Source organism: Achromobacter aegrifaciens (genome assembly GCF_902859735.1).
GTDB lineage: Bacteria > Pseudomonadota > Gammaproteobacteria > Burkholderiales > Burkholderiaceae_B > Achromobacter > Achromobacter aegrifaciens.
The window spans coordinates 13,058-37,027 of the sequence record NZ_CADIJY010000001.1; the positions used below are offsets into that span (position 1 = coordinate 13,058).

Here is a 23,970-nt window from a genome sequence, read left to right on the forward strand (position 1 = left end):
GGACGGGAAACGGGGCCACAGCCCCACGCGTCAGTGCCTGGCGCGGGCGCTGCGGTACTGTCCGGGCGTGACGCCGACGGCGTCGCGGAAGACCCGCGCCAAGTGGCTGGCGTTGCCGAAGCCGCTGGCCTGGGCGATGCCGGCCAGGTCGCCCTTGCCGGCTGCGAGCAGCTTGCGCGCATGCGCCAGCCTCCGCGCCCGTACCCAGGCATGCGGCGGCTCGCCGAAAGAGGTGTGGAACATGCGGGCGAAGTGGTAGGTGGATAGCGCCGCCACGCCTGCGAGTTCGTCCAGCGTCAGCGGCTCGGCCAGGTGCGCGTCAACATAGTCCATGATGCGCCGGCGCACGGCGGGCGCGAGGCCGCCGCGCAGCGTTGCCGCGGGCTTGCGCGCCACGCCCTGGTTCAGCAGATGGTGCAGGACTGTTTCGGCCGCGCTGCTGGCCGCCAGCCGGTCGGCGGGCTGGTTCCAGTCGGTGTCCAGCAACTGCCGGCAGACGTCGATCAGCGAGTCGTCGTGGATGTAGGTGCGGTCGCGCAGTTCCAGCGTGCGGGGCTCGCAGTCCAACCGCATGACGGCTTCGCGGGCCAGGCGTTCCGGAGCGATGTACAGATGCAGGAATTGCACGCTGTCGTTCATGCTCCAGCGCGAGTAGTGCTCCGAGGGCAGCACGCAGAACTTGCCGGCGCCGCCATGTAGCCTGTCCTGGCCCAGGCGGAACGACTTGTCGCCGCCGCGCAGATAGAGTGACAGGGTGTGATGGCCCGGACTGTCGTAGCCCATGGTTTCGTGGGCGCTGCGTGACCATTGCGAGATGGCGATGCCCTCGCCCAGCGCGGCGGCGCGTCCCAATGTCGCGGTGGAGCCCGCCAGGGTGCGGAAGACGGAGAAATCGGCCGGGGCCGAGGCGACGGTAGCCATATGAGTGGAATGCTACTGCGATCTCGCGCGCGGCGCGTGCGCGCGGGGAAGAAAACCGCAAGAACCGGCAATTCTTGCGGGCCAGGGAGGCGCAAACTGGATTCCCCGGCGGTCTTGCGGACCGCCTTACCGCGTCCCTGTTTCAGCATCGCATCGTGAACCTCTTCCTGTATTTCCTCACAGTCGTCATCTGGGGCACAACCTGGATCGCCATCAAGCTGCAATTGGGCGTGGTGGCGATTCCCGTCTCCATCTTCTACCGCTTCGCGCTGGCGGGCCTGGTTCTGTTCGCGGTCCTGGCGCTGACCCGCAAGCTGCAGAAAATGGACCGACGCGGCCACTGGCTGTGCGTGGGCCAGGGGCTGTGCCTGTTCTGCCTGAACTTCCTGTGCTTCTACACGGCAACCCAGTGGATTCCCAGCGGCCTGGTGTCGGTGGTGTTTTCGGCGGCGACGCTATGGAATGCGCTGAATGCCCGCCTGTGGTTCGGCACCCGCGTCGCGCCGCGCGTGATGGTGGCCGGCGCGCTGGGCTTTTCCGGCCTGGTGCTGCTGTTCTGGCCCGAACTGGCGGGGCAGGAGGCCAGCCATGAAACCCTGCTGGGCCTGGGCTTTGCACTGCTGGGTACGTTCTGCTTTTCGACGGGCAACATGCTGTCGTCGCTGCAACAGCGCGCCGGCATCCGGCCCTTGACCGGCAACGCCTACAGCATGCTTTATGGCGCAGCCATCCTGCTGGCGGGTTGTCTGGCGGCGGGCCTGCCGTTCGAATTCGATACCTCGGCTTCCTACGTCGGCGCCCTGCTCTATCTGGCCATCCCGGGCTCCGTGATCGGTTTTACCGCCTATCTGACGTTGGTGGGCCGCATGGGCCCGGCGCGGGCCGCCTACTGCACGGTGCTGTTTCCGGTGGTGGCCTTGAGCGTCTCTACTTTCGCCGAAGGCTATCAGTGGACGGCGCCGGCCCTGCTGGGCCTGGCGCTGGTAATGCTGGGCAACCTGCTGGTCTTCACCAAGTGGACGCCCTTCGCGCGGCGCGCGGCGGCTTGAACTTGGCCCAGGGCCGGGCAAGCCCTAGCGGGCCAGGGCACGCAGCCCTTCCAGCAGGCGGTCGATTTCCGCGTCGCTGGTCAGATAGCTGACCGAGGCCCGCGCGATCTGGGTCAGGCCACGCGCCTGCATGTCCAGCGGGGTATAGGGCACGCCGTTGCTGCCGATGGTGATGCCCTGTGCCGCCATGGCGCGTTGCACGGATACGGCGTCCTGATCGGCGAAGTTGAAGGACACCAGGCCCGAGCGTTCGCGGCCCTGGTCCAGCACCGTGATGCCGGGGATGGCCGCCAGTTCGGTCCGCAGGGCCTGGGCCGTGGCGGCGATGCGGGCGCGGATGGCTGGCAGGCCGATGTCCAGGGCTTCCTGCAAGGCGTTGGCCAGGCCGCAGCGCAGCGCCAGCGAGGCTTCCGCCGATTCCAGGCGCGCGGCGTCCTGGCGCAGCACCGGCTCGCCGTCGGCGCCCAGGGGGGCGGAATGGGTGTCGACGAAGGCGGGCGTGAGCTGGTCCAGGAAGTCGCGCCGCACGTACAGCAGGCCTGTGCCGCGCGGGCCGCGCAACGCCTTGCGTCCGGCCCCGCTCAACACATCGCAGCCGATCTGCGCGACGTCCACGGGCAACTGGCCGACCGCCTGTGCCGCATCCACGAAATACGGGATGCCGTGGCGGCGCGCGACGCTGCCGATGGCGGCGGCGGGATTGATCAGGCCGCCGTTGGCGGGCAGCCAGGTCAGTGCGATCAGGCGCACCCGCTCATCCAGCATGGCCTCCAGTGCCTGCGGATCGACGCAGCCGCTGTCGTCCGAGGGAATGGTCTCCAGCGTGGCGCCAGCACGCTGCGCCTTGAGCCGCATGGCGGCCAGGTTGCCGCCCCATTCGTGGCGACCCACCAGGATGCGGTCGCCGGCGCGCCACGGCGCCATCGCCGCGAAAGCCGCGCCCCAGCCGGGCGAGTTGCCGCCGGTGAGCGCGATCTCGGTCGGGTCCGCGTTGAGCAGCCGGGCCGCCAGTGTGCGAGCCTGCTCGATCAGCTCCCGCGACCGCACGCCCGCCTCCATGGGCCCTTGCGTCGCTTCGCGTTGCAGGTGCGCGTGGATGGCATGCAGCGTGGCGGCCGAGGGCAGCGACGCGCCGGCGTGATTGAAATGGACGGTGGTGTGCGCGCCAGGGGTCTGGGCGCGCAACGCTTCCACGGCGCTGGGAGTCAAGGGGGCGGACATGGCGGCTCCGGCAGGGATCAGGCTTGCGTGAGCGCGATAACGGCTTCGATCTCGACCGCCACGCCCTGCGGCAGGGATGCCACGCCGACGGCGCTGCGAGCATGGCGGCCGGCGTCGCCGAACACCTCGACCATCAGGTCGGAGGCGCCGTTGGCAATGGCGCTCTGGCGGTTGAAGTCCGGCGTGCTGGCCACGAACACGCCCAGGCGCACGACGCGCGCCACGCGATCCAGCTTGTCGCCGGTGGCGGCGGCGATCTGCGATAGCAGGCCCAGCGCCGACAGGCGCGCCGCTGCCACGCCATCGGCGTCAGAAACCTGGTCTCCCAGGCGGCCCAGATAGGCGGCCTTGCCGTCCTTGCGGGAGATCTGGCCCGAGATATACAGCAGGTTGCCTTCCTGCACGAAGGGCACGTAGTTGGCGGCGGGAGCGGCGGCGGCTTCGAGGGTCAGGCCAAGTTCGGCCACGCGGCCGGAGATCGAGCGGGTCATGAGGGACTCCTGAACAGGGAAAGTATGGGCAAGCCTCATGCTATCGGCCGCTGCCGGCCCTGACCAATCAATTTTCGCGCAGTACACATGAGTAAAACTAATGTGTGTCGCCCCGCTCCGTGGCCGCCTGCGCCAGCCATGCGTGGAAGCGCTGTGCCGCTTCGCCAAGCGCGCCGCGCGGCGTCACGAACCACCAGCCGATGCGAGGAGCTTCGAGCGCGGCGTTCGGCAGGGCCTCCACCAGCGCGCCGCTGGCGAGCTGGGCGGCGATAAGGCGGTGACGGCCCATCGCCATGCCTTGCCCCGCCAGCGCCGCTTCCACGACGATGTTGTAGTCATGCAAGCGTACGGGCCGCACGCCGCCCAGGTCCACGCCGTGATGTCGCGCCCAGGCGTCCCATTCGAAGGGATGGCGGGCATGCGAGGCCAGCAGCGGGAATCGCAGCAGATCCTGCGGCGTGCGCGGCCGTTTCCTGCCCGCGATCAGCGCGGGCGAGCAGACTACCGACAGCCGCTCCGCCATGATCAGCCGAGCCCGCACGCCTGGCCACACGCCGCGCCCGTAGCGGATGGCGACGTCGACCTCGCCGCCCGCAACGTCCGCCAGGCCGATGTCGGGCTGCAATTGGAGATCGATGTCGGGATGGGCGGCGGCAAACGCCGCGAGGCGCGGCGCCAGCCAGCGCGTGGCGAACGAGGCCAGCAGCCCGACGCGCAGCGTCTGCCGCACAGTCTCGGGCGCACGGACCTCGTCGGTACCCAGGCGCAGCAACTCGAAGGCCGCGTGTACGCGCTCGTAATAGGCCTGACCCGCCGCGGTCAGCGCCACGGCGCGGGTGAGTCGCTCGAACAGGGCCACGCCCAGTTCGGCTTCCAGTCGCTGGATATGGTGGCTGATGGCGCTTTGCGTTACGAAGAGCTCCTGCGCAGCCAGGGAAAAACTCATGCGCCGCGCGGCAGCTTCAAAGGCGCGCAGGGAAACCAGGGCAGGCAGGGATCGCGCGGAACGCATGGAGGCAGGCGATGTGGTGATGAGGGAATGCGCATCATCGTACGCCGCGCGCGGCCCGGCAAACAGCGCGCGCGCACCGCGTCCCAATGCAAAAGGCCCGCAACAAGTTGCGGGCCCTTCAGTACTGCATTCTTTGGCTCCCCGAGCTGGGCTCGAACCAGCGACCTGCGGATTAACAGTCCGTCGCTCTACCGACTGAGCTATCGGGGAACAGGTAGAGGGGGCGAATTATGCACAAAAAAACGGAAGAATGCAAAACGGGCCAGGCGTAACGGGTCGACGCGCTGAATATTTGCCTTTCTCACCAGGACACAAGTGTATGCGGCGACCATCTGCGGTATCGAAAAGCAGCCAAACCGGGCGCAGTACAAATGGGGTCAGGCAGGAGCCATTCCTCTCAGCGGCGACGGTGGGCCAGCTTCTTCAATGGCCCCTTGCCGGATACCCGTGCTTGCACTGGTAATGGCACGCAACCCGTATTCGGTGAGCATCAGTTCCCGAACCTGGATTACCGCGCCCGGCCTGGAAATTAGCCGGGATCCCTTGAAGAATGCGTCAGGTTTCTTGTTGGTGGCAGCGTTCATATCAATACCTTTTGCTGACGAAGTCGCTGATCGCTTTGGCGCCGGCGCCTACGATTTCCGCAACGTCGTTGCGTTCGAAAAGCGCATGGTCGCTCGAGTCCAGGTAGATCACGCCCATGGGATGCTGGCCTGAACGGTCCAGGACGGGCACCGCCATAGCCAAATAGCGGCCGGGTCCAAGACGGCGGGCCTGGGCCGCGGTATACCCCCATTCAAGCACTAGTGCCGAGCGGAGTTGATCTTCCGTTCTGTGTTGGCTGGACATCACCAGCGGTGTCTTGCTGCGGACAGCTCTGCCCGCGATGCCGGTGTGCACGGGAAAGGTTCGTCCTGCACCCTCGCCGCCAGCGCCCGCGTAGTTGATGATCTGCTCGATTTCCTGCGGTTCATGAACGGGAGGCACGACCCGGTGGAAGGTGGTGCGCAGGTCGGTTCCACAATTGCGCTTGTCGCACCATTCGGCAAGCATGGTGTGCATGGTGGAGACCGCTGCATCGAGACCTTCGTGGACGGCGGCCGGTCCATCCATCTCGTCGTCGGCGCGTGCAGCAGCCACGCGAACCAGGGCTGCCAGAATCAGCCAGACGCTCGTGGCGGCCGTCAGACCGAACATCCAGGGTTCAAACAGCGGTTCGCGCCAGCTCTTCACCGCGGCGCTACCGGCGACGAGGAGTGGCGGGCCATTGAACAGGACTTCTCTAGGCCACCTCTTTTGCCAGAGGCGTTTTTGCCGCACGCCGGGGAGATGATTTGTCTGCATGGGGAACCGCGCCTCCTGAGGCCAGAACTTGGCGCGATTGTAGGCAGCGATTTCGCGGAAAGGCCGGTTTTCGGGGCTCGGGACAGCGTAAATAGGACAAAGCGCAATGGGCTGGCTTGGCCTCACGCTTTCCGTTCATGACGCAGGCAATAAAAAACCCGCGCCGTCATAGCCGGAGCGGGTTTTTGAGATCGTCTCAGGACGGATCTGCATCTGGAATCTGGTGCCGGTGAAAGGAATCGAACCCTCGACCTTCTCATTACAAGTGAGCTGCTCTACCAACTGAGCTACACCGGCGCTGCGTGCCTGGGGCACGCGAAGGGCTGCATTGTAATGAAAAAAATGCAGACCTTGCGGGGATGCCTTATTTGACGATGGTCAGGCGCGGACGCTTGGGTTCGTCGTCGTCTCCGCCGTCGTCGCCGGGGGCGGCGTCGGCGTCGGAGCCCTCGGGCGCGGCGGTGGCCGTCGCGCCCTGGGCGCCAGCTTCCGGCGGTTCGTAGGGCTGCACTTCGAAGCCCATGCCGGCGCCGGTTTCGCGCGCATAGATGGCGCTGACGGCGCCCACGGGAACGTAGACGTTTTCGGTCACGCCGCTGAAGCGGGCCTGGAATTCGATGAATTCGTTGCCCAGCACCAGGCGGTTGGTGGCCAGCGTGCCCACGTTCAGCGTGATCTGGCCGTCGCGCACATGGGCGACGGGCACCATGGTGTGCTCGTCGACCTGCACGGTGATATAGGGCGTATAGCCGTTATCGGTGCACCATTCGTGCAGCGCGCGGATCAGGTATGGTTTGGTCGAAGTTTCACCCATCACGCAACAGCCTTAGCGACGCATCACTTTTTCCGAAGGCGTCAGCGCTTCGATGTAGGCCGGACGCGAGAAGATGCGTTCGGCGTACTTTTGCAGCGGAGCCGCGTTCTTGGGCAGTTCGATGCCGTAGTGGTCCAGGCGCCACAGCAGCGGAGCCACGGCCACGTCGAGCATGGAGAATTCCTCGCCCAGCATGTACTTGTTCTTCAGCAGCATGGGGGCCAGCTGGGCCAGGCGGTCGCGGATGTTCTGGCGGGCGTTGGCCAGCTTCTTTTCGTCGGGCTTGGCGCTGCGGTCTTCCAGCGTCGAGACGTGGACGAACAGTTCCTTCTCGAAGTTGTAGAGGAACAGGCGGGTGCGGGCGCGCATGACCGGGTCGGCGGGCATCAGCTGGGGATGCGGGAAGCGCTCGTCGATGTACTCGTTGATGATGTTCGACTCGTACAGGACCAGGTCGCGTTCGACCAGAATGGGCACTTGACCGTACGGGTTCATCACCGAGATGTCTTCGGGCTTGTTGTACAGGTCGATGTCGCGGATCTCGAAATCCATGCCTTTTTCGAACAACACGAAGCGGCAGCGTTGCGAAAACGGACACGTGGTTCCGGAATAGAGCACCATCATGGCGGTAAGTCCTTTATTGAAAAACGAAAGGCCAGCGCCTTAATCTAGCAGGCGCTGGCCCCAATTGCCAGGCGGGATAGGCGTACAGCCCTATCCGCTGATGCCGTCCCCATTTGCAATCGGGGACGGATAAAAACCTGGCGGGGCGTTGCGGTTAGCGCACGTGTTTCCAGTACGAGGCGTTGAGGCGCCAGGTAACCAGGAAGAACAGCAGCAGGAACAACATGACACCGACGCCGAGACGGACGCGGAATGTCTGGACGGGTTCGGCCATCCAGGACATGAACGCAGTCAGGTCGGCGACGTCGTTGTCGTATGTTGCGACTTGGGCCGGGTTAGCGGCCTTGAATTTGGCATCGAAGGTGGCATGGCCGTGGTAGTTGGCTACCGGTTCGGCCTTGACCGTGGAAAAACCCTGTGCATCGTACACCGTGGTGACGCGTTCCCAGGTTTTGGGGGCGCCCGCCTTGCCTTCGACCTCGTGCATGGCGACGGTCGTGAGTTCGCGCGGACCCTGCACTTCCCAGAGCGCGTGGGGCATGCCCACCGACGGGAAGACCAGGTTGTTCCAGCCCGTGGGACGCGCCGTGTCGCGGTAGAAGGTGCGCAGGTAGGTGTAGATGTAGTCGGCGCCCGAGGGGCCGGCGTTCACGGATTTGGCGCGCGCGATCACGGACAAGTCCGGGGGCGTCGTGCCGAACCACTGCTTGGCGTCCTTCGGGGTCATGGCGACGTTCATCATGTCGCCGACCTTTTCGCCGGTGAACAGCAGGCTTTCCTTGATCTGCTGGTCGGTCAGCCCGATGTCCTTGAGCTTGTTGTAGCGCATCGAGGACGCGCTATGGCAGTTCAGGCAGTAGTTGACGAACAGCTTGGCTCCGTTCTGCAGCGACGACATGTCGTTGACGCGGTACGGGGCCTTGTCCAGGGGGTAGCCGCCTCCGGCGGCAAGGGTGGCGGTACACGTGAGCATCAAGGCCACGGCACCAATCAGCTTCTTGATCATGGTTAATCCGTTATCTGGTGGGCTCAGTGGGCGTGGAACGTGACGCGGTCGGGCACCTTCTTGAAAGTGCCCAGGCGGCTCCATACCGGCATCAGGAAGAAGAATGCCAGGTACAGCAGCGTGCCGATTTGCGACGTGATGTTCAACGGCGGACTGGGCGGCTGCGTACCGATGTAGCCGAGCACCAGGAAGTTGACCATGAAGATGCCGTAGATCCACTTGTGCCAGGTCGGGCGGTAGCGGATCGACTTGACCGGGGAATGGTCCAGCCACGGCAGGAAGAACAGGATGACGACCGTGCCGCCCATGGCGACCACGCCCCAGAACTTGGCGTCGATCACGCGCAGCAGCACGGCCACGACGATCAGGATGCCGGGGACGGCGATACGCATGAAGCCCTTCAGGTTGCTCTTGACGAGCAGCGCGATGGCGCCCAGCACGGAAGCGCCCGCCAGCACCCAGGTGAACTCGTCGGTGGTGGCGCGCAGCATCGAGTAGAACGGCGTGAAGTACCAGACCGGCGCGATGTGCGGAGGCGTCTTCAGCGAGTCAGCAGGGATGAAGTTGTTGAACTCGAGGAAGTAGCCGCCCATTTCCGGCGCGAAGAACACGATGAACGCGAACACGAGCAGGAAGCCGGCCACGCCCATCAGGTCGTGGACCGAGTAGAACGGGTGGAACGGGATGCCGTCCTTCGGGCGGCCGTACTTGTCCTTCGGGCCTTGCTTGATCTCGATGCCGTCCGGGTTGTTCGAGCCGACTTCGTGCAGCGCCACCAGGTGGGCCGCGACCAGGCCCACCAGCACCAGCGGGATGGCGATGACGTGGAAGGCGAAGAAGCGGTTCAGCGTGGCATCCGACACGACGTAGTCGCCGCGGATCCAGATGGACAGCTCAGGGCCGATGAAGGGAATGGCCGCGAACAGGTTCACGATCACCTGCGCGCCCCAGTAGGACATCTGGCCCCAGGGCAGCAGATAGCCGAAGAAGGCTTCCGCCATCAGACAGAGGAAGATCGCGACGCCGAAGATCCACACGAGTTCACGCGGCTTGCGGTAGGAACCGTAAAGCAGCCCGCGCAGCATGTGCAGGTACACGACGACGAAGAACATCGACGCGCCGGTGGAGTGCATGTAGCGCACCAGCCAGCCCCACGGGACTTCGCGCATGATGTATTCGACGGACTGGAACGCGCGTTCGGCGTCCGGCTTGTAGTGCATGACCAGGAAGATGCCGGTCACGATCTGCAGCACCAGCACCAGCAGGGCCAGTGAGCCAAAGAAGTACCAGAAGTTGAAGTTCTTCGGTGCGTAGTACTCGGACAGATGGGCTTTCCAGGTGGAGGTCACCGGGAAGCGCCGGTCCAGCCAGCCCAACAGGCCTGTCGTCTCGACGGTTTTCTCGCCAGCCATGTAACGGCTCCTTCTCTAATACGTGGCGTATTTGTTTTACTTACGTAATTCGGGAAAAAAGCGCGACGCGCGCGTCAGGCCTTGTTGTCTTCATCGACGCCCACGATGATGCGGGTGTCGGTGAGATATTGGTACGGCGGGACTTCGAGGTTGTCGGGAGCGGGCTTGTTCTTGTAGACACGGCCGGCCAGATCGAACGTGGAGCCGTGGCAAGGACAGAGGAATCCGCCCTGCCAGTCGGCGCCCAGACTGCCGCCTTTCTCGAAGTGGGACGTGGGCGAGCAGCCGAGGTGGGTACAGATGCCGACGCAGACGAAGAGCTCGGGCTTGCGCGAGCGGCCTTCGTTTTCGGCGTATTTGGGCGTGAAGCCGGGGCGCTTGGAATCAGGATCGGCCAGCAAGGCGTCCTGGGTCTTGAGACCAGCGAGTTGTTCAGGCGACCGGTGGATGATCCAGACCGGTTTTCCGCGCCATTCAACCGTCTTCATGGTGCCGACGGGAATGTCGCCGACGTCCACTTCAACGGGAGCCCCGGCAGCGCGGGCCTTTTCGGAGGGAGAAAACGTGCTCACAAGCGGCACTGCCGTTGCGACACCTGCTACGCCACCCACAGCACAGGCGGTGGTAACCCAGAAACGTCGCGAAGGATCAGGTGGCAGGTTGGGATCAACCGCACCGTCATCATCGTGCACCAGCGTATCCTGACTCATCTTCCTATCCTTGTTGATGCGCCCGCTCTACGAGTAGCATCACTTCTGCGGCATCGGGTTCGCGGGAATTTGTAACAACATAGCAACCGCGTATTATAGCGCCAGCCCACTCACGGGCGTATCACGAAGGGAGTGCTTTTATGAGCAAAGCGACTGGTTTCGTCAAAGAATTCCGAGATTTCGCTGTCAAAGGCAACGCAGTGGACCTGGCGGTCGGTGTCATCATCGGCGCGGCGTTCGGCAAGATCGTCGATTCGCTGGTCAAGGACATCGTCATGCCGTTGGTCAACTTCATCCTCGGAGGCTCGGTCGATTTTTCGAACAAGTTCCTGGTTCTGTCGATGCCGGCCGGCTACAACGGCCCCATGACCTACGCCGACCTGACCAAGGCTGGCGCCAACGTTTTTGCGTGGGGTAACTTCGTCACGATCATCATCAACTTCGTGTTGCTGGCGTTCGTGATCTTCTGGATGGTCAAGGCCATCTACAAGGCCCGCACCAAGGCCGAGGAAGCGCCGGCGCCCGCTGCGACGCCCGAAGACGTGGCGCTGCTGCGCGAAATCCGCGATCTGCTCAAAAAGCCCTGATCCGATGCTGCCGCAGGCCCGGAATCCACGCAGACGCGGATCCGGGCGGCGGCTGGCGGACGTTCCCGCCGGCGCACGCCGGCCCCCGCTGAACGATCCGCTGCCTGTTTTCTTCCCCTAGTCCCGTTCCGCAGCCATTTGCCGTTCGACGCGCCGAGCGAACATGGCGAAGCTTGCGCGCACGATGCTGGGCTTGAGCAGGAAGTCGTGCGATTCGGCGGCCAGCGCATCGTTCACCGGTTTCACCTCGCCATAGGCGGCGGCCGCCTGCAGCTGATTGCGGGCGGCGCGTTCGATCAGCACCGACAGGTACAGCGCTTCCTCGATGCATGAGCCGGCCGCCAGAAAGCCATGGTTGGCCAGCAGGATGCTGCGCTTGGCGCCCAGCGCCGCCGAGATGATCTCGCCTTCCTGGTCGGCAATGGGCAGGCCGGGCCATTCCTTCAGATGAGCACAGTCGTTGTGGAACGGCGTCGCGTCCATGTGCGCGACGACCAGCGGCTGGCCCGTCATGGACAGCGTCGATACATGGGGCGGGTGCGTGTGGATGATGCATTGCACGTCGGGACGCTGGCGATAGACCCAGAAGTGAAAGCGCACGGCAGGGTTCGGCGTGCCGGGGCCGTCGAGCACTTCCATGTTGTCGTTGATGCGGATGACCGAGGCCGGGACGATCTCGTCGAAGGCCTGGGCCAAGGGCGTCGTCAGGAACGTGCCGTCTTCCTTGCGTACGGTGATCTGGCCCGCCAGCGTTTCCGAATGGCCTTCGCTGGCGAGAATGCGACAGCTCAGGGCCACCTTCTCTTCTTCGCTCCAGTTCCCGAAGTCGAGCTTGTTCGCGGAGCGCGCAAAGAAGGCGTCGGCATGGGCTTGTTTTTCCAGCATGGGGTCTCCTTGGGATAATGGCTCCATTACACGCCCGCCTCCGCCGCCAGCGATTGACCGATCACGAACGAGGGTTGACTCAATGCGACAGGAAGGCCGGCGCCTTTCGGCCAGTGTTGGCCGACCCGACTGAGTGTTCCGAGCATGCCACGCGCCCGCCAGACAGTGAATCCATCCGCCCGGCCCGCCTGTTCCGAGGCGGATCTGAACTTTGCGCCCCAGTTCCGCCCTTTCTATGCGCAGGAGATCGCTGGCTACGAGCGCGAACTGGACAAGCTGGTGCTGCCGGGCGAATTCAGGGCCCTGACCGAACCGCCCAGGCTGCTATTGCAGGCCTGCAGGCTGCGCGCGGGCGGGCTGGTGGTGAGTCTGGAGTCCACGCCGATCAGCGTGCAGCACCGCGCGGAACATGCGGCCGATCTGGAGCATGCGGAGTTCCTGGCGAGCTTTGTGATTGCCGGACACGGCGTCATCGTGCAGAACGATGCGACGCTGCCGCTGGAACCCGGCGACATCATCTTCCGCACGACCGCGCTGCCATCGGAAATCCGGATGTACACCGATTCGCGCATTGTGGTGGTCAAGGGGCCGCTGTCGCGCCTGTTGGGCGCGCACAGCCTGGCGATGTCGCAGTTCACCGCGCAGCGCGGCGTGGCCGTCCTGCCCATGGTGCAGACCGCCCATCGGTGCCTGCATCATGTGTTCTTCGACAAGGCGGAATCGAACCCGACGTCGTCGCTGTTTGCCGAACAGGCGCTGTTGGCGCTGCTGGCTTCGATCTACACCAGCCAGGCGCTGGAGAAGATACCGGGCGATGCGCGCGGGCCCGCCGATAACTGGCAGGTGCTGGCCAGCTACATCGATGCCCACATCACCGATCCGGAACTGTCGGTGCAGGCGGTGGCGGATGTGCTGCGCGTGACCACGCGCTGGGTGCACCGCTTGTTCAAGATGCGCTCGCTGCAATACACCAGCTACGTGCGTGAACGCCGTCTGCAGCTGGCCAGGGAAGCGCTGGAGGATCCGCGGCGTGCGCATGTCGAGGTCAAGGAGATCGCGGCCTCTTGCGGCTTTCAGCACGCGAGCCATTTCATCCGCCGCTTCCATGAACGCTTCGGCATGTCGCCGGCCTTGTACCGCAAGACTGCCAGAAGCGGCAACGGCGGCGCGTAGCGTCGCGCCGCCTGCTCTTGCCGTGCCTGCGCGTCAGGCGCGGCGCAGGTCCTGCGGCGTGGGCTTCATGAGAAACGCCGAGGTGCCGGCCACGATGCCGAGGAAGGCCAGATAGACGCCGACGGGAAGAATGCTGTCGAATTTCTGCACCAGCGTGGCCGAGATCAGCGGCGCCAGCCCGCCGCCGATGGCGGCCGAGAACTGGACCCCGATGGACAATCCGGAATAGCGCAGCTCTGCGGGAAACTGCGCGCTGTAGAGGCTGGATTGCGGCGCGATCATGATCGCGTAGTTGAAGGCCATGGCGACGAAGACGGCGAGACTGTATGCCATCAACGAACCGCTGCCGACCGCGAGAAAGATCGGAATGGCCATGAGTCCCAGCAGCATGCCGCCCCAGCCACAGACGCGGCGCGCGCCGATGCGGTCGGCCAGCACGCCGAACAGCGGAATGGTGAACATCAGCACGCCGGCGCCGTAGAGCAAGGCATGCAGCGCGTCGGCGCGGCTGAAGCCGAGCTTGGACACCGCGTAGGAAACCGAGAACACCAGGAAGGTGTAGATCAGCGTGACCTCGGCGATCTTGCAGCCTATGCACAGCAGCAGCGATTTGCCGTGCGCGCGCAGCAGTTCACCCAGGGGCATCTTGTCTTGCACGGACTGTCTGTTGCGCGCCTTCTCGCGCTTGACCTCTTCGAATTCAGGCGATTCGTCGATGCCGTGGCGGATGAACAGGCCGACGACGATGAGCACGGCGCTGGCCAGGAACGGCAGGCGCCAGCCCCAGGACAGGAAGTCCTCTTCCGGCAGCCGCGTCACCAGCGCGAAGGAACCGACCGACAGCAGGATGCCCAGAGGCGCGCCCACCAGCGGCAGGCTGCCGAAGAATGCCTTCCATTTGGGCGGCGCGTGTTCGACCGCCATCAGCATGGCGCCGCCCATTTCGCCGCCGAACGACAGTCCCTGGCCGATGCGCAGCGCCACCAGCAGCACCGCCGCCGAGATGCCGATCTGTTCATAGGTCGGCAGCAGTCCGATGAGCACCGTGCATATGCCCATCAGCAGCAGGCTGAGAGTCAGCATGGACTTGCGGCCGATGCGGTCGCCGAAATGGCCGAAGAGGATGCCGCCGATGGGCCGCGCCAGCATGCCGCTGGCGAAGGCTCCGAAGGCGGCCAGCGTGCCGGTCGCGGGATCGAACTGCGGGAAGAAAATCTTGTTGAACACCAGCGCCGCGGCGGTACCGTAGGCGAGGAAGTCGAAGGCTTCCACGGCGGTGCCGATGACCGTGGCAACGGCGACCCGGAACAGATTCGGTTTCTTGTGTGATTGGGCTATAGGCTGCGCGGCCTGGATGGCGTCCATGTCGTTCCCTCTTGTCTTGTAATAGTGGTTTTTGTCGTTGTGCGCGGGCCTCAGGGACCCGGTGGCACATACCCCGGCAACTGCTGTATGCGCTTGCGCCACGCCGCGATGGCGGGATAGGCGTCGATGTCGACGGCGGCTTCCTCGGCCAGCGCCAGGTAGCCGTAGCAGGCAATGTCGGCCACGGTCGGCGCATCGCCGCCCGCCAGCCAGGCGTGGCCCGCAAGACGCTGGTTCAGGCGTTGCAGCACGCGGTCGGTGCGGGCCTGCATGCCAGGCACGTCGAGCAGGGCCTCGCTTACGCCCAGGTGGTGCGCGGCTTCGGCGTTGCTGACGACGTGTGTCAGGCGCAGCGGCTGGAGGCTGTTGGCGATCTCGTTGGCGGATACCGACATCCAGGCATGCATGGCGCCGATGCGCGGCAGCGGCGCCAGCCATTCGGGGGCGTAGTGATGCGCCAGATGCAGCAGGATGGCGTGGCTGTCCCAGATGGCGGTGTCGCCATCGGTCAGCGCGGGGATCTGCTGGAAGGCGCTGACGCGCTCGAATTCCGCGGTCTGGTTCTTGCGGGCCAGCACGTCGACGAACCGGCTTTGGTAGTCCCGGCCGATGAGCGCAAGAAAGAGGCGCACCTTGTAGCAGTTGCCGGAGCGCGGGTGGTCGTAGAGGGTCAGCATTCAATGGCTCCGTGTGTAGGAGGCCCGGCCGGAAAGGGCCGGCAGCGGGCGGCTGCATGGAATGCTAGGGCTGTGGACTGGGTGCGGAATTGACAGGGAGAGAACCGCGATTGACCAGATGCGACGCACAGGCGCCGCCTTGATCGCGCCCTCTGGTTTTCCCCTAGCCGAGTCCTGCCGATTCGGGCGCGAGCGGCGCGCACGGCCATAGCGCGCCGTGCAATGAAAACGCCCCCTTGCGGGGGCGTGTTTTTGGGGGCGCTGCTGGTTATGCCGGGTTGTCGATGTCGACGAATTCGACCTTGATACCGAAATGTTCCGCGACCGCCTGGCCCAGCGCCTGCGCGCCGTAGCGTTCGGTGGCATGGTGGCCTGCGGCGATGAAGCCCACGCCGGTTTCGCGCGCCAGGTGCACCGTGGATTCGGAGACCTCACCCGTGATGTAGGCGCTGGCGCCTGCGTCCGCCGCATCGCCCAGCATGCCTTGCGCGCCGCCCGTGCACCAGGCCACGCGCGCCAGCGGCATGTCCGGGTCGCCCACCACCAGCGGCTGGCGGCCCAGGCGCTCGGCCACGCGCTCGCCCAACTGGCCCAGCGTCGCCACGCCTTGCGCGGCGCCCAGCCAGACCAGGTTGTCGGGGCCACAGGTTTGCGGCGCGCCATCGTCGCGCAGCGCGGGCGTCAGGCCCAGCACGCGCGCCAGCTGAGCGTTGTTGCCCAGCGTAGGATGCGCGTCCAGCGGCAGATGGTAGGCGTACAGGTTCAGGTCGTTTTTCAGGGCCAGGGCCATGCGCGCGCGGCGCGTACCGATGACGCGGCGGTCCTCGTTGCGCCAGAGCCAGCCGTGGTGCACCAGCACCGCATCCGCGCCGCGCTCGACCGCCACGCGCAGCAGGGCTTCGCTGGCCGTGACTCCGGCGATAATGTGTGCGATTTCGGATCGGCCTTCCACCTGCAGCCCGTTGGGGCAATAGTCCTTGAAGCGCGCCGCTTGCAGGGTGTCGTCCAGCCAGTTGGCCAGGACGTGGGAGTCCACTTTACTCATAGCTAGTCCTATCAGAATCATGCGCCGATATTGGCTGATCTTTGCTCAGGCCGTCACGGTCTGCCTGGGTATTCTATTCGTCGTGACGACCTTGCGGCCCGACCTGCTGCGGCTGGCCGGACCCGCGGCGGGGCCGCAGTCCGCAGCGGCCGCCGCAAGACCGCCCGCTGCGCGCACCCAGGCCACGGCGTCCTATGCCGAGGGCGTGGCCCGCGCGGCTCCTTCCGTGGTCAACGTATACACCACCAAGCACGTTAACGTGCCGCTGATTCCGCTGCCCGACGATCCGGTGCTGCGCCAGTTCTTTGGCCAGGTGCCCGGCGTGACCCGGCGGCAGGCCTCGACCAGCCTGGGGTCCGGCGTGATCGTGAACCAGGACGGCTACGTGCTGACCAACTACCACGTGGTGCAGGCCGCGGAAGCGATCGAGGTTGCGCTGTCCGATGGCCGCCGCGATACCGCGAAAGTGGTGGGCGCGGATCCGGACACCGATCTGGCCGTGCTGAAGCTGGCCACCTTGCGCGCCCTGCCCGCTGCCACGCTGGCGCCGGACCGGGGCTTGCGCGTGGGCGACGTGGTGCTGGCCATCGGCAATCCGTTCGGCGTGGGGCAGACCACCACGCTGGGCATCGTGTCGGCGCTGGGCCGCAACGGACTGGGCCTGAACACCTACGAGAACTTCATTCAGACCGACGCGGCGATCAACCCCGGCAATTCCGGCGGCGCGCTGGTCGACGCCGCCGGCAATCTGGTGGGCATCAACACCGCCATTTATTCCGAATCAGGCGGGTCGATGGGCATAGGCTTCGCCACCCCCATCGAGATCGCGCGCAAGGTCATGGACGAGATCGTCAAGACCGGCGCGGTCAAGCGCGGCTGGCTGGGCGTGGAGCCGCAGGACGTGACCCCGGAGCTGGCACGCGCCTTTGGGCTGGACCGCGACACCACCGGCGTGATCATCGCTGGCGTGATGCGCGACGGGCCGGCGGCGCGCGGCGGCCTGCGGGTGGGCGACATCGTGCAGTCGGTCAACGGCAAGCGGATGATGGATACCGCCAGCCTGCTGTCGGAGATCGCGCAGCTGCCGCCGGGCCAGAGCGCCAAGCTGGGAATATTGCGCAGCGGCAAGCCGGCCGAGCTGGCCGTGGTGGTGGGTACGCGCCCGGGCAAGCCGCGCTAGGACGGGGCCGGGTCTGCGGGCGGGGGCTCAGGTCGCGGCGGGATCTTTGGCCATCAGGCGCACCGCCGACAGGATGGCTTTCTTGGTGCTTTCGGATTGGGTGCGCAGCAGCGCCCATATTTCCGTGCAATAACCGTCCGGGGCATGGTCCGGCGGGAATGCGCTGTCTTGCGGTGTATCCCCACCCGGCCCCACGCCGTCGGTCAGCCACGGCACGCTGGTGTCCAGCGCCCGCGCCAGCCGCAGCAAGGTGGCGCGAGACGGCGAGTAGCAGTCTTCGCGCATGAGGATCCGATGGATGCACGATTGCGGCACGCCGGAAATGCGCGCCAGCTGGTTCTGGCTTTTGATGCCGCGCCAGCGCATCAGGGTATGCAGTCTTTGGGCGAGTGACATAAGGGCAATGTAGAGTTGCCGCAGGCCGCCCACAAGGTGAAACGGTCCTGCTTTGTGGGCAGGACCGTCCGAAGGGATCAGTGGCGTTCTGTCAGCGAGTCCGAACCGGCCTCGCTCTCTGCTTCTGGTTTGGGAGTGACCAGCCGGGCGCAGATCAGCCCGACCTCATACAGCAGGCACAAAGGCACTGCCAGCATGAACTGGCTGACCACGTCGGGCGGCGTGACCACGGCGGCGATGATGAAGGCCCCCACCACCACGTAGCCGCGCGCTGCCTTCAGCTTGGACAGTTCGACCACGCCCATCTTCACCAGCAGCACCACGGCCACGGGCACTTCGAAGGTGATGCCGAAGGCCATGAACATCGTCATGACGAAGCTCAGGTAGGCCTCGATGTCCGGCGCCGGCGTAATGGACTGCGGCGCGAACGTGGCGATGAAGTGGAACACCGTGCGGAACACCACGAAATAGCAGAACGCCATGCCCGCGATGAACAGAAAAGTGCTGGAAACGATAAGCGGTAGCGCCAGGCGCTTCTCGTGCCGGTACAGGCCGGGCGCCACGAAGGCCCAGGCCTGGTACAGCACCACGGGCAGCGCCAGGATGAACGCAGCCATCATCGTGACCTTGACGGGCACCATGAACGGCGTGATGACGCCGGTGGCGATCATGCGCGTGCCTTCGGGCAGCGAAGCCAGCATCGGCTGGGCCAGCACGTCGTAGATGGCCGACGCGCCGGGGTAGATGAACAGCACGATGAATATGCCGATCACGGCGGCGGCGGCGCGCAGCAGGCGGGTGCGCAGCTCGACCAGGTGGGAGATGAAGGTCTCCTGCTGGCCTTCTTCTTGGGAGGCGTCCTGGGTCACGTCGGGGTTCCGGAGGGCGCAACGGGCTTGGCGGCGGGCGCGGCGTCGTCGGCCTTGGGCGCGCTGGGCGCGGGTTGTTGGGTTGCGGCAGGCGCAGGCGCAGCCACCGGCGGCAGATCCAGGTCCAGGCTGTGGTTCTGGCCGGGCGGCGGCGCGATGCTGCGTTCGGGATCGGCAGGCGTTTCGCTGGCCACGGCCGGTTCGGCCTTGATGTTAGCTTCGCGCGCGACTTCGTCGAGTTCCGCGCGGAACTGCTGGACGGGTTCCTGCAGCGAGGCCTGGGTTTCGTTCAGCGACTTCTGCACGCCCTGGGCGGCATCTTCCATTTCGCTCTTGAACTTGCGCAGTTCGTCGAGCTCGATTTCGCGCTGGATATCGGATTTCACGTCATTGACGTAACGCTGCGCGCGCCCGAGCAGGTGGCCGACGGTGCGGGCAACCTTGGGCAGGCGTTCGGGGCCGATGACGATCAGGGCGATGACGCCGATCACCATCAGTTCAGTGAAGCTGACATCAAACATTCGACGGCCGCTCGGGAGTGGATGCAATAAGGGCCGGCCTGTTCAGGACGGCCCGGGAGCCGAGCAGGCGCTCAGGAGTTGGATTTTTCCTTGGCCTGCACGTCGATGGTGTCGCCGGAGACGCGTTGTTGCGCGATCGGTTCGGCCGGCTTGTCGCCGCCGTTGGCGTCCTTCATGCCTTCCTTGAAGCCCTTGACCGCGCCGCCGAGGTCCGAGCCGATGTTGCGCAGCTTCTTGGTGCCGAAAATCAGCGCCACGATGACCAGGACAACCAACCAATGCCAGATGCTGAAACTACCCATGATGTTTCTCCGAATTACGCGTTGGGGGCCACGCGCCCTTTCCAGGGTCGCGAGCCGCCGATGATGTGGAAATGCAGATGCGGGACTTCCTGGCCGCCTTCGACGCCAGAATTGATCATGATGCGAAATCCGCCATCAGGGCCCGGATTGCAACCGTTTTCAGCGGCTAACCGCGGCGCTAACGACATCATTCTACCCAACCATTCTGCGTCCTCCCCCTTAATATCCTGCATGGATGTGACATGACGTCGAGGGATCAGCAATAAATGTACCGGCGCGGCCGGATTAATGTCGTGGAACGCAACAAAGTCCTCGTCCTCGTAGATTTTCTTGGACGGGATGTCGCCAGCGGCGATCTTGCAGAAAATACAGTTGTCGCTCATTTTTCCGGGTTCCGTGTTCAATCTTGCGGGCGGCTTGCCTTTTCCACCAGGCCGGACAGGCCCTCGCGGCGAGCCAGTTCGGCCAGTACGTCTTCGGGCCGAAGCTTGAAATGGGTCAAGGCCACCAGGCAATGGAACCACAGGTCGGCGGTTTCGCTGACGATGCGGTCGGGCACGCCGTCCTTGGCGGCCATGACCAGTTCGGTGGCTTCTTCGCCGATCTTCTTGAGGAAGGCGTCCGGGCCTTTGGCCAGCAGCTTGGCGGAATAGGAGGCTTGGGGATCGCCGCCGTTTTCGGGACGGCGGGTTTCCAGGGTATCGGCGATGCGCGCGAGGATTTCGGCGGCGCTTGCGGCTTGAGCGGTCATTTGTAGATCAGTTCGGGGTCTTTCAGCACGGGGTCCACCGTGATCCAGGATGCCTGGTCGGTCTGGCCTTCCAGGCGGCGGTAGAAGCAGCTGGCGCGCCCGGTATGGCAGGCGATGCCGCCTTGCTGGTGGATCTTGAGCAGGATCACGTCGCCGTCGCAGTCCAGGCGCAGTTCATGGACTTCCTGGGCATGGCCGGACTCTTCGCCCTTGCGCCAGAGGCGCTGGCGGGAACGCGACCAGTAAACGGCGCGCCCGGTGGCGGCCGTTTCGGCGAGCGATTCGCGGTTCATCCAGGCTACCATCAGGATCTGGCCGTTTTCGGCGTCCTGCGCGATGGCGGGTATCAGGCCGTTTTCGTCGAAGACGACATCGGCCATCCAGGCGGGTTCGTTGCTCATCTCATTCATCCGTTGTCCTCGCGCGGCGCCTTGCAGGCCGCCACTGGCGCGTGGGGACTCATAATCTTACGGCAATACCTTGTTGCACGCCTGAGAGGGGCCTCCCAAACTGATCCAGACTATCCCCAATCCAGGCCAGCCGAGCTGGGTTTTTCAATGCGTGCCAAGCAATCCGGCCTATGCAATTCGAGGCGCCACACAAGCGGGGCCGCGCGGAGCCGGGCTCTGCCGGTCCGCTGCGGCGCCCCCCTGGGGGGGAAGCGCCGCAGGCGCTTCGGGGGGGCTACATCCGGACCGGGATGCCCTGCTCAGCCATGAAGTGCTTGCACTCGCCCACAGTGTGCTGGCCGAAGTGGAAGATGCTGGCGGCCAGCACCGCGCTGGCGCGGCCGGTGGTGACGCCGTCGGCCAGATGCTGCAGGTTGCCCACGCCGCCGGAGGCGATGACGGGCACGGGCACGGCGTCCGAGACGGCGCGGGTGAGTTCCAGGTCGAAACCGGACTTGGTGCCGTCACGGTCCATGCTGGTCAGCAGGATTTCGCCGGCGCCGTAGGCGGCCATGCGGCGCGCCCAGGCCACGGCGTCCAGCCCGGTGGCCTTGCGGCCGCCGTGGGTGAAGACTTCCCAGCGGGCGGGTTCGCCCGCGGCCGAGACGCGGCGCGCGTCGATCGCCACCACCACGCATTGCGAGCCGTGGTAGTCCGAGGCGGCCCGGACCAGTTCCGGATTGGCCACGGCGGCGCTGTTGATGCTGATCTTGTCGGCGCCGGCATTCAGCAGGCGCTGGATGTCGGACACCTGGCGCACGCCGCCGCCCACCGTCAGCGGAATGAAGACCTGCGAGGCCACCTGCTCGATGATGGGCAGGATCAGGTCGCGGCCGTCGCTGGTGGCGGTGATGTCGAGGAAGGTGAGTTCGTCGGCGCCCTGTTCGTTGTAGCGGCGGGCGATCTCGACGGGGTCGCCCGCGTCGAGCAGGTTGACGAAGTTCACGCCCTTGACGACGCGGCCCGCGGTGACGTCAAGGCAGGGAATGATGCGGCGGGTCAGCGCGCTTTGCACGGGCGCGCCGGCCGCGGGGGTGCTGCTGGAGGTGGTCATTTTGCCAGTTCGTCGGCGCGTGCCTGCGCCGCTTGGAAGTCGAGCGTGCCTTCGTAGATGCTGCGGCCCAGGATGGCGCCTTCGACGCCGTCTTCCTCGACGGCGCAGAGAGCTTCGATGTCCTGGATGCCGGCGATGCCGCCCGATGCGTAGACCGGGATGCGCACGTGCTGGGCCAGGCGGACCGTGGCTTCGACGTTGACGCCGGACAGCATGCCGTCGCGGCCGATGTCCGTGTAGATGATGGCTTCGCAGCCGTAGTCCTCGAACTTCTTGGCCAGATCGAGCACGTCGTGGCGGGTCAGCTTGCTCCAGCCGTCGGTGGCGATCTTGCCGTCGCGGGCGTCCAGGCCGACGATGATCTGGCCCGGGAAGGCGCCGCAGGCGTCCTGCAGGAAGCCGGGATTCTTGACCGCGGCCGTGCCGATGATCACGTAGGAGATGCCGGCGTCGAGGTAGCGTTCGATGGTGTCGAGGTCGCGGATGCCGCCGCCGATCTGCACGGGGATGTCGTCGCCGACAGCGTCCAGGATCGCCTTGATGGGGGCTTCGTTCTTGGGTTTGCCGGCGACGGCGCCGTTCAGGTCGACCAGATGCAGGCGGCGAGCGCCTTGGTCGAGCCAGCGTGTGGCCATGGCGGCGGGGTCTTCAGAGAACACCGTTGCATCGTCCAGGTCACCCTGGCGCAGGCGCACGCAGCGCCCGTCTTTGAGATCGATGGCGGGGATCAGCAGCATGGTGGGCAGCGAAAAAATATATGGGTTGAAAGGGCTGGCGGGCGTGGGCTCGGAGCCTACGGCTGCCAGTCTACAAAATTGCGATACAGGCGCAAACCGTGCTCGGCGCTCTTTTCGGGATGAAACTGCACCGCGAAAATGTTAGCTGCCGCCACCGCGCAGGTAAAGGCAAGGCCATACTCGGTTTCACCAACAGTCAGGTCCGGATCTTCCGGGTCGGCGTAGTAGCTATGGACGAAATAGAAGTGCGTTTCGTCCGGAATGCCGGCCCAGATAGGATGAGAGCGCGTCTGGCGCACTTTGTTCCATCCCATGTGCGGGACCTTGAGGCGCTCGGGGCGGGTGTCGGCCAGTCCGGCGCCGCCGGCGTCGGTCAGGCAGGCCGCGTCATCGCTGACGGGATCGGCAAAGCCGGGGCCCGAGAAGCGGCGCACCACGCCGGGGAACAGCCCCAGGCAGGAGGTGCCGCCTTCCTCGCTGGAATCGAACAGCATCTGTTCGCCCACGCAGACGCCCAGCAGAGGCTTCTCGCGCGCGGCGCGCACCACGGCCTCGCGCAGGCCGGATTCGTTCAGGGTGCGCATGCAGTCCGCCATGGCGCCCTGGCCGGGAAACACGACGCGGTCGGCCGCGGCGATTTCCTGGGGCTGGCTGCAGATGCGGATGTCGGCATCGGGGGCGGCGTATTTCAGGGCGCGGGCGACGGAATGGAAATTGCCCATTCCGTAGTCGACGATGGCGATAGTGGTCACTTCTTTCTGCCTGCTGCGGGTGGATGGCGGAGGTGTTACAGCACGCCCTTGGTGGAGGGCACGACGTCGCCCATGCGGGGATCGACTTCCATGGCCATGCGCAGGGCGCGGCCACAGGCCTTGAAGACCGTTTCCGCCTGGTGGTGGGCGTTGACGCCGCGCAGGTTGTCGATGTGCAGCGTGATCAGGGCGTGGTTGACCAGGCCCTGGAAGAATTCGCGCGTCAGGTCCACGTCGAAGTCGCCGATGCGGGCGCGGGTGAAGGGGATGTGGTATTCCAGGCCCGGGCGGCCGGAGAAGTCCACCACCACGCGCGACAGCGCTTCGTCCAGCGGCACGTAGGCGTGACCGTAGCGGCGCAGGCCGGCCTTGGTGCCGACCGCCTTGGCGATGGCCATGCCCAGCGTGATGCCCACGTCTTCCACCGTATGGTGCGCGTCGATGTGCAGATCGCCTTCCGCCTTGATGTCGAGGTCGATCAGGCCGTGGCGGGCGATCTGGTCCAGCATGTGGTCCAGGAACGGCACGCCGGTGTCGATCGTCTGCTTGCCGGTGCCGTCGATATTGACGGCCACGCGGATGCGGGTTTCGTTGGTGTTGCGGGTGATCTCAGCGGTACGCAT

General features: G+C 65.4%; 30 protein-coding genes and 2 tRNA genes. 4 read left to right on the forward strand and 28 right to left on the reverse strand.

What is annotated here, in order from left to right; genetic code table 11:
- Positions 1-30 precede the first annotated feature (30 nt).
- Positions 31-921, reverse strand: a complete 891-nt coding sequence (locus tag HV766_RS00050) for an AraC family transcriptional regulator (protein WP_125471001.1) — start codon at positions 919-921, stop codon at positions 31-33.
- 155 nt (positions 922-1,076) lie between these two features.
- Here HV766_RS00050 and HV766_RS00055 point away from each other — a divergent pair, with 155 nt between their 5' ends.
- Positions 1,077-1,970, forward strand: a complete 894-nt coding sequence (locus HV766_RS00055) for a DMT family transporter (protein WP_054455547.1) — start codon at positions 1,077-1,079, stop codon at positions 1,968-1,970.
- A gap of 24 nt (positions 1,971-1,994) precedes the next feature.
- Here the strand turns inward: HV766_RS00055 and HV766_RS00060 are convergent, their stop codons facing one another.
- The 12 genes from HV766_RS00060 to petA form a co-directional block, all read right to left on the reverse strand.
- Positions 1,995-3,191: an aminotransferase class V-fold PLP-dependent enzyme gene (locus HV766_RS00060; protein WP_175180344.1), complete on the reverse strand. Its 1,197-nt coding sequence runs from the start codon at positions 3,189-3,191 to the stop codon at positions 1,995-1,997.
- Between the two features lie 17 nt (positions 3,192-3,208).
- A complete protein-coding gene (locus tag HV766_RS00065; protein WP_054455544.1) occupies positions 3,209-3,682 on the reverse strand; it encodes a RidA family protein in 474 nt (157 codons plus the stop codon).
- A 97-nt stretch (positions 3,683-3,779) separates the two neighbouring features.
- Positions 3,780-4,694, reverse strand: coding sequence for a transcriptional regulator GcvA (gene gcvA / locus HV766_RS00070; protein WP_147400229.1), 915 nt, complete (start codon positions 4,692-4,694; stop codon positions 3,780-3,782).
- A 134-nt stretch (positions 4,695-4,828) separates the two neighbouring features.
- Positions 4,829-4,904: transfer RNA gene (locus HV766_RS00075), tRNA-Asn, on the reverse strand.
- A 167-nt stretch (positions 4,905-5,071) separates the two neighbouring features.
- Positions 5,072-5,278: a sulfatase gene (locus tag HV766_RS00080; protein WP_082401081.1), complete on the reverse strand. Its 207-nt coding sequence runs from the start codon at positions 5,276-5,278 to the stop codon at positions 5,072-5,074.
- 1 nt (position 5,279) lies between these two features.
- Positions 5,280-6,038 carry a GAF domain-containing protein gene (locus tag HV766_RS00085; protein ID WP_175180345.1) on the reverse strand — a complete coding sequence of 253 codons (759 nt, stop codon included), beginning with the start codon at positions 6,036-6,038 and terminating at the stop codon, positions 5,280-5,282.
- Positions 6,039-6,259: 221 nt separating this feature from the next.
- Positions 6,260-6,335: transfer RNA gene (locus HV766_RS00090), tRNA-Thr, on the reverse strand.
- Between the two features lie 67 nt (positions 6,336-6,402).
- Positions 6,403-6,852, reverse strand: coding sequence for a ClpXP protease specificity-enhancing factor (locus HV766_RS00095; protein WP_054455540.1), 450 nt, complete (start codon positions 6,850-6,852; stop codon positions 6,403-6,405).
- Positions 6,853-6,864: 12 nt separating this feature from the next.
- A complete protein-coding gene (locus HV766_RS00100) occupies positions 6,865-7,476 on the reverse strand; it encodes a glutathione S-transferase N-terminal domain-containing protein (RefSeq protein ID WP_006388039.1) in 612 nt (203 codons plus the stop codon).
- Positions 7,477-7,630: 154 nt separating this feature from the next.
- A complete protein-coding gene (locus HV766_RS00105; protein ID WP_054455538.1) occupies positions 7,631-8,482 on the reverse strand; it encodes a cytochrome c1 in 852 nt (283 codons plus the stop codon).
- Between the two features lie 23 nt (positions 8,483-8,505).
- Positions 8,506-9,894 carry a cytochrome b gene (locus tag HV766_RS00110; RefSeq protein WP_054455536.1) on the reverse strand — a complete coding sequence of 463 codons (1,389 nt, stop codon included), beginning with the start codon at positions 9,892-9,894 and terminating at the stop codon, positions 8,506-8,508.
- A 74-nt stretch (positions 9,895-9,968) separates the two neighbouring features.
- Positions 9,969-10,604: a ubiquinol-cytochrome c reductase iron-sulfur subunit gene (gene petA, locus HV766_RS00115; protein WP_054455534.1), complete on the reverse strand. Its 636-nt coding sequence runs from the start codon at positions 10,602-10,604 to the stop codon at positions 9,969-9,971.
- A gap of 140 nt (positions 10,605-10,744) precedes the next feature.
- Between petA and mscL the strand changes: the two genes are divergently transcribed.
- Positions 10,745-11,191 carry a large conductance mechanosensitive channel protein MscL gene (gene mscL / locus HV766_RS00120; RefSeq protein ID WP_042795720.1) on the forward strand — a complete coding sequence of 149 codons (447 nt, stop codon included), beginning with the start codon at positions 10,745-10,747 and terminating at the stop codon, positions 11,189-11,191.
- 117 nt (positions 11,192-11,308) lie between these two features.
- Here mscL and HV766_RS00125 read toward each other — a convergent pair whose 3' ends face one another.
- Positions 11,309-12,076, reverse strand: coding sequence for an aldolase (locus HV766_RS00125; protein ID WP_175163688.1), 768 nt, complete (start codon positions 12,074-12,076; stop codon positions 11,309-11,311).
- Between the two features lie 144 nt (positions 12,077-12,220).
- Between HV766_RS00125 and HV766_RS00130 the strand changes: the two genes are divergently transcribed.
- Positions 12,221-13,249 carry an AraC family transcriptional regulator gene (locus HV766_RS00130; protein ID WP_054455530.1) on the forward strand — a complete coding sequence of 343 codons (1,029 nt, stop codon included), beginning with the start codon at positions 12,221-12,223 and terminating at the stop codon, positions 13,247-13,249.
- A 33-nt stretch (positions 13,250-13,282) separates the two neighbouring features.
- On the opposite strand, the gene HV766_RS00135 is transcribed toward HV766_RS00130, so the two are convergent.
- From HV766_RS00135 to HV766_RS00145, 3 genes are all read right to left on the reverse strand, one after another.
- Positions 13,283-14,614 (reverse strand): MFS transporter, encoded by a 1,332-nt coding sequence (locus tag HV766_RS00135; protein ID WP_175180346.1) that lies wholly within the window; start codon positions 14,612-14,614, stop codon positions 13,283-13,285.
- Positions 14,615-14,664: 50 nt separating this feature from the next.
- Positions 14,665-15,291: a glutathione S-transferase family protein gene (locus HV766_RS00140; RefSeq protein ID WP_175180347.1), complete on the reverse strand. Its 627-nt coding sequence runs from the start codon at positions 15,289-15,291 to the stop codon at positions 14,665-14,667.
- A 268-nt stretch (positions 15,292-15,559) separates the two neighbouring features.
- Positions 15,560-16,336 (reverse strand): Nif3-like dinuclear metal center hexameric protein, encoded by a 777-nt coding sequence (locus tag HV766_RS00145; RefSeq protein ID WP_054455525.1) that lies wholly within the window; start codon positions 16,334-16,336, stop codon positions 15,560-15,562.
- A 19-nt stretch (positions 16,337-16,355) separates the two neighbouring features.
- On the opposite strand from HV766_RS00145, the gene HV766_RS00150 reads away from it, so the two are divergent.
- Positions 16,356-17,516: a trypsin-like peptidase domain-containing protein gene (locus tag HV766_RS00150; protein ID WP_054455522.1), complete on the forward strand. Its 1,161-nt coding sequence runs from the start codon at positions 16,356-16,358 to the stop codon at positions 17,514-17,516.
- A gap of 27 nt (positions 17,517-17,543) precedes the next feature.
- Here the strand turns inward: HV766_RS00150 and HV766_RS00155 are convergent, their stop codons facing one another.
- The 11 genes from HV766_RS00155 to hisB all read right to left on the reverse strand — a co-directional run bounded on the left by HV766_RS00155 (position 17,544) and on the right by hisB (position 23,970).
- Positions 17,544-17,912, reverse strand: coding sequence for a helix-turn-helix domain-containing protein (locus HV766_RS00155; protein ID WP_054455520.1), 369 nt, complete (start codon positions 17,910-17,912; stop codon positions 17,544-17,546).
- Between the two features lie 77 nt (positions 17,913-17,989).
- Positions 17,990-18,781 (reverse strand): twin-arginine translocase subunit TatC, encoded by a 792-nt coding sequence (gene tatC / locus HV766_RS00160; RefSeq protein WP_054455518.1) that lies wholly within the window; start codon positions 18,779-18,781, stop codon positions 17,990-17,992.
- Positions 18,778-19,302 (reverse strand): Sec-independent protein translocase protein TatB, encoded by a 525-nt coding sequence (gene tatB, locus HV766_RS00165; RefSeq protein ID WP_054455516.1) that lies wholly within the window; start codon positions 19,300-19,302, stop codon positions 18,778-18,780. Before tatB ends, tatC begins: the two co-directional genes overlap by 4 nt.
- 71 nt (positions 19,303-19,373) lie before the next feature.
- Positions 19,374-19,604, reverse strand: a complete 231-nt coding sequence (tatA, locus tag HV766_RS00170; RefSeq protein ID WP_054455514.1) for a Sec-independent protein translocase subunit TatA — start codon at positions 19,602-19,604, stop codon at positions 19,374-19,376.
- A 14-nt stretch (positions 19,605-19,618) separates the two neighbouring features.
- Positions 19,619-19,987, reverse strand: a complete 369-nt coding sequence (locus HV766_RS00175; RefSeq protein WP_054455512.1) for a histidine triad nucleotide-binding protein — start codon at positions 19,985-19,987, stop codon at positions 19,619-19,621.
- Between the two features lie 17 nt (positions 19,988-20,004).
- Positions 20,005-20,355, reverse strand: a complete 351-nt coding sequence (locus tag HV766_RS00180) for a phosphoribosyl-ATP diphosphatase (protein WP_054455510.1) — start codon at positions 20,353-20,355, stop codon at positions 20,005-20,007.
- Positions 20,352-20,756 (reverse strand): phosphoribosyl-AMP cyclohydrolase, encoded by a 405-nt coding sequence (gene hisI / locus HV766_RS00185; protein WP_054455509.1) that lies wholly within the window; start codon positions 20,754-20,756, stop codon positions 20,352-20,354. The genes HV766_RS00180 and hisI overlap by 4 nt, the downstream gene beginning before the upstream one ends.
- A 283-nt stretch (positions 20,757-21,039) precedes the next feature.
- Positions 21,040-21,858, reverse strand: coding sequence for an imidazole glycerol phosphate synthase subunit HisF (gene hisF / locus HV766_RS00190; protein ID WP_119449858.1), 819 nt, complete (start codon positions 21,856-21,858; stop codon positions 21,040-21,042).
- Positions 21,855-22,595 (reverse strand): 1-(5-phosphoribosyl)-5-[(5-phosphoribosylamino)methylideneamino]imidazole-4-carboxamide isomerase, encoded by a 741-nt coding sequence (hisA, locus tag HV766_RS00195; RefSeq protein WP_054455505.1) that lies wholly within the window; start codon positions 22,593-22,595, stop codon positions 21,855-21,857. Before hisA ends, hisF begins: the two co-directional genes overlap by 4 nt.
- Positions 22,596-22,651: 56 nt before the next feature.
- Complete coding sequence (gene hisH, locus HV766_RS00200; protein ID WP_054455503.1) at positions 22,652-23,347, reverse strand: imidazole glycerol phosphate synthase subunit HisH; 696 nt, start codon at positions 23,345-23,347, stop codon at positions 22,652-22,654.
- A 35-nt stretch (positions 23,348-23,382) separates the two neighbouring features.
- On the reverse strand, positions 23,383-23,970 hold the full coding sequence (gene hisB / locus HV766_RS00205) for an imidazoleglycerol-phosphate dehydratase HisB (RefSeq protein WP_013390948.1): 588 nt from the start codon (positions 23,968-23,970) through the stop codon (positions 23,383-23,385).

Bases quoted from the DNA above. Each gene is read 5' to 3' on its own strand.
- HV766_RS00145 (WP_054455525.1), bottom strand. From the start codon at position 16,336: ATGAGTAAAGTGGACTCCCACGTCCTGGCCAACTGGCTGGACGACACC.
- HV766_RS00100 (WP_006388039.1), bottom strand. From the start codon at position 7,476: ATGATGGTGCTCTATTCCGGAACCACGTGTCCGTTTTCGCAACGCTGC.
- HV766_RS00110 (WP_054455536.1), bottom strand. From the start codon at position 9,894: ATGGCTGGCGAGAAAACCGTCGAGACGACAGGCCTGTTGGGCTGGCTG.
- tatB (WP_054455516.1), bottom strand. From the start codon at position 19,302: ATGTTTGATGTCAGCTTCACTGAACTGATGGTGATCGGCGTCATCGCC.
- hisB (WP_013390948.1), bottom strand. From the start codon at position 23,970: ATGCGTACCGCTGAGATCACCCGCAACACCAACGAAACCCGCATCCGC.
- HV766_RS00080 (WP_082401081.1), bottom strand. From the start codon at position 5,278: ATGAACGCTGCCACCAACAAGAAACCTGACGCATTCTTCAAGGGATCC.
- HV766_RS00095 (WP_054455540.1), bottom strand. From the start codon at position 6,852: ATGGGTGAAACTTCGACCAAACCATACCTGATCCGCGCGCTGCACGAA.
- HV766_RS00150 (WP_054455522.1), top strand. From the start codon at position 16,356: ATGCGCCGATATTGGCTGATCTTTGCTCAGGCCGTCACGGTCTGCCTG.
- HV766_RS00125 (WP_175163688.1), bottom strand. From the start codon at position 12,076: ATGCTGGAAAAACAAGCCCATGCCGACGCCTTCTTTGCGCGCTCCGCG.
- HV766_RS00065 (WP_054455544.1), bottom strand. From the start codon at position 3,682: ATGACCCGCTCGATCTCCGGCCGCGTGGCCGAACTTGGCCTGACCCTC.
- hisF (WP_119449858.1), bottom strand. From the start codon at position 21,858: ATGACCACCTCCAGCAGCACCCCCGCGGCCGGCGCGCCCGTGCAAAGC.
- tatA (WP_054455514.1), bottom strand. From the start codon at position 19,604: ATGGGTAGTTTCAGCATCTGGCATTGGTTGGTTGTCCTGGTCATCGTG.
- HV766_RS00050 (WP_125471001.1), bottom strand. From the start codon at position 921: ATGGCTACCGTCGCCTCGGCCCCGGCCGATTTCTCCGTCTTCCGCACC.
- HV766_RS00140 (WP_175180347.1), bottom strand. From the start codon at position 15,291: ATGCTGACCCTCTACGACCACCCGCGCTCCGGCAACTGCTACAAGGTG.
- petA (WP_054455534.1), bottom strand. From the start codon at position 10,604: ATGAGTCAGGATACGCTGGTGCACGATGATGACGGTGCGGTTGATCCC.
- mscL (WP_042795720.1), top strand. From the start codon at position 10,745: ATGAGCAAAGCGACTGGTTTCGTCAAAGAATTCCGAGATTTCGCTGTC.
- HV766_RS00105 (WP_054455538.1), bottom strand. From the start codon at position 8,482: ATGATCAAGAAGCTGATTGGTGCCGTGGCCTTGATGCTCACGTGTACC.
- hisA (WP_054455505.1), bottom strand. From the start codon at position 22,595: ATGCTGCTGATCCCCGCCATCGATCTCAAAGACGGGCGCTGCGTGCGC.
- HV766_RS00175 (WP_054455512.1), bottom strand. From the start codon at position 19,987: ATGAGCGACAACTGTATTTTCTGCAAGATCGCCGCTGGCGACATCCCG.
- HV766_RS00180 (WP_054455510.1), bottom strand. From the start codon at position 20,355: ATGACCGCTCAAGCCGCAAGCGCCGCCGAAATCCTCGCGCGCATCGCC.
- HV766_RS00155 (WP_054455520.1), bottom strand. From the start codon at position 17,912: ATGTCACTCGCCCAAAGACTGCATACCCTGATGCGCTGGCGCGGCATC.
- HV766_RS00085 (WP_175180345.1), bottom strand. From the start codon at position 6,038: ATGCAGACAAATCATCTCCCCGGCGTGCGGCAAAAACGCCTCTGGCAA.
- HV766_RS00135 (WP_175180346.1), bottom strand. From the start codon at position 14,614: ATGGACGCCATCCAGGCCGCGCAGCCTATAGCCCAATCACACAAGAAA.
- gcvA (WP_147400229.1), bottom strand. From the start codon at position 4,694: ATGCGTTCCGCGCGATCCCTGCCTGCCCTGGTTTCCCTGCGCGCCTTT.
- HV766_RS00060 (WP_175180344.1), bottom strand. From the start codon at position 3,191: ATGTCCGCCCCCTTGACTCCCAGCGCCGTGGAAGCGTTGCGCGCCCAG.
- HV766_RS00130 (WP_054455530.1), top strand. From the start codon at position 12,221: ATGCCACGCGCCCGCCAGACAGTGAATCCATCCGCCCGGCCCGCCTGT.
- hisI (WP_054455509.1), bottom strand. From the start codon at position 20,756: ATGAGCAACGAACCCGCCTGGATGGCCGATGTCGTCTTCGACGAAAAC.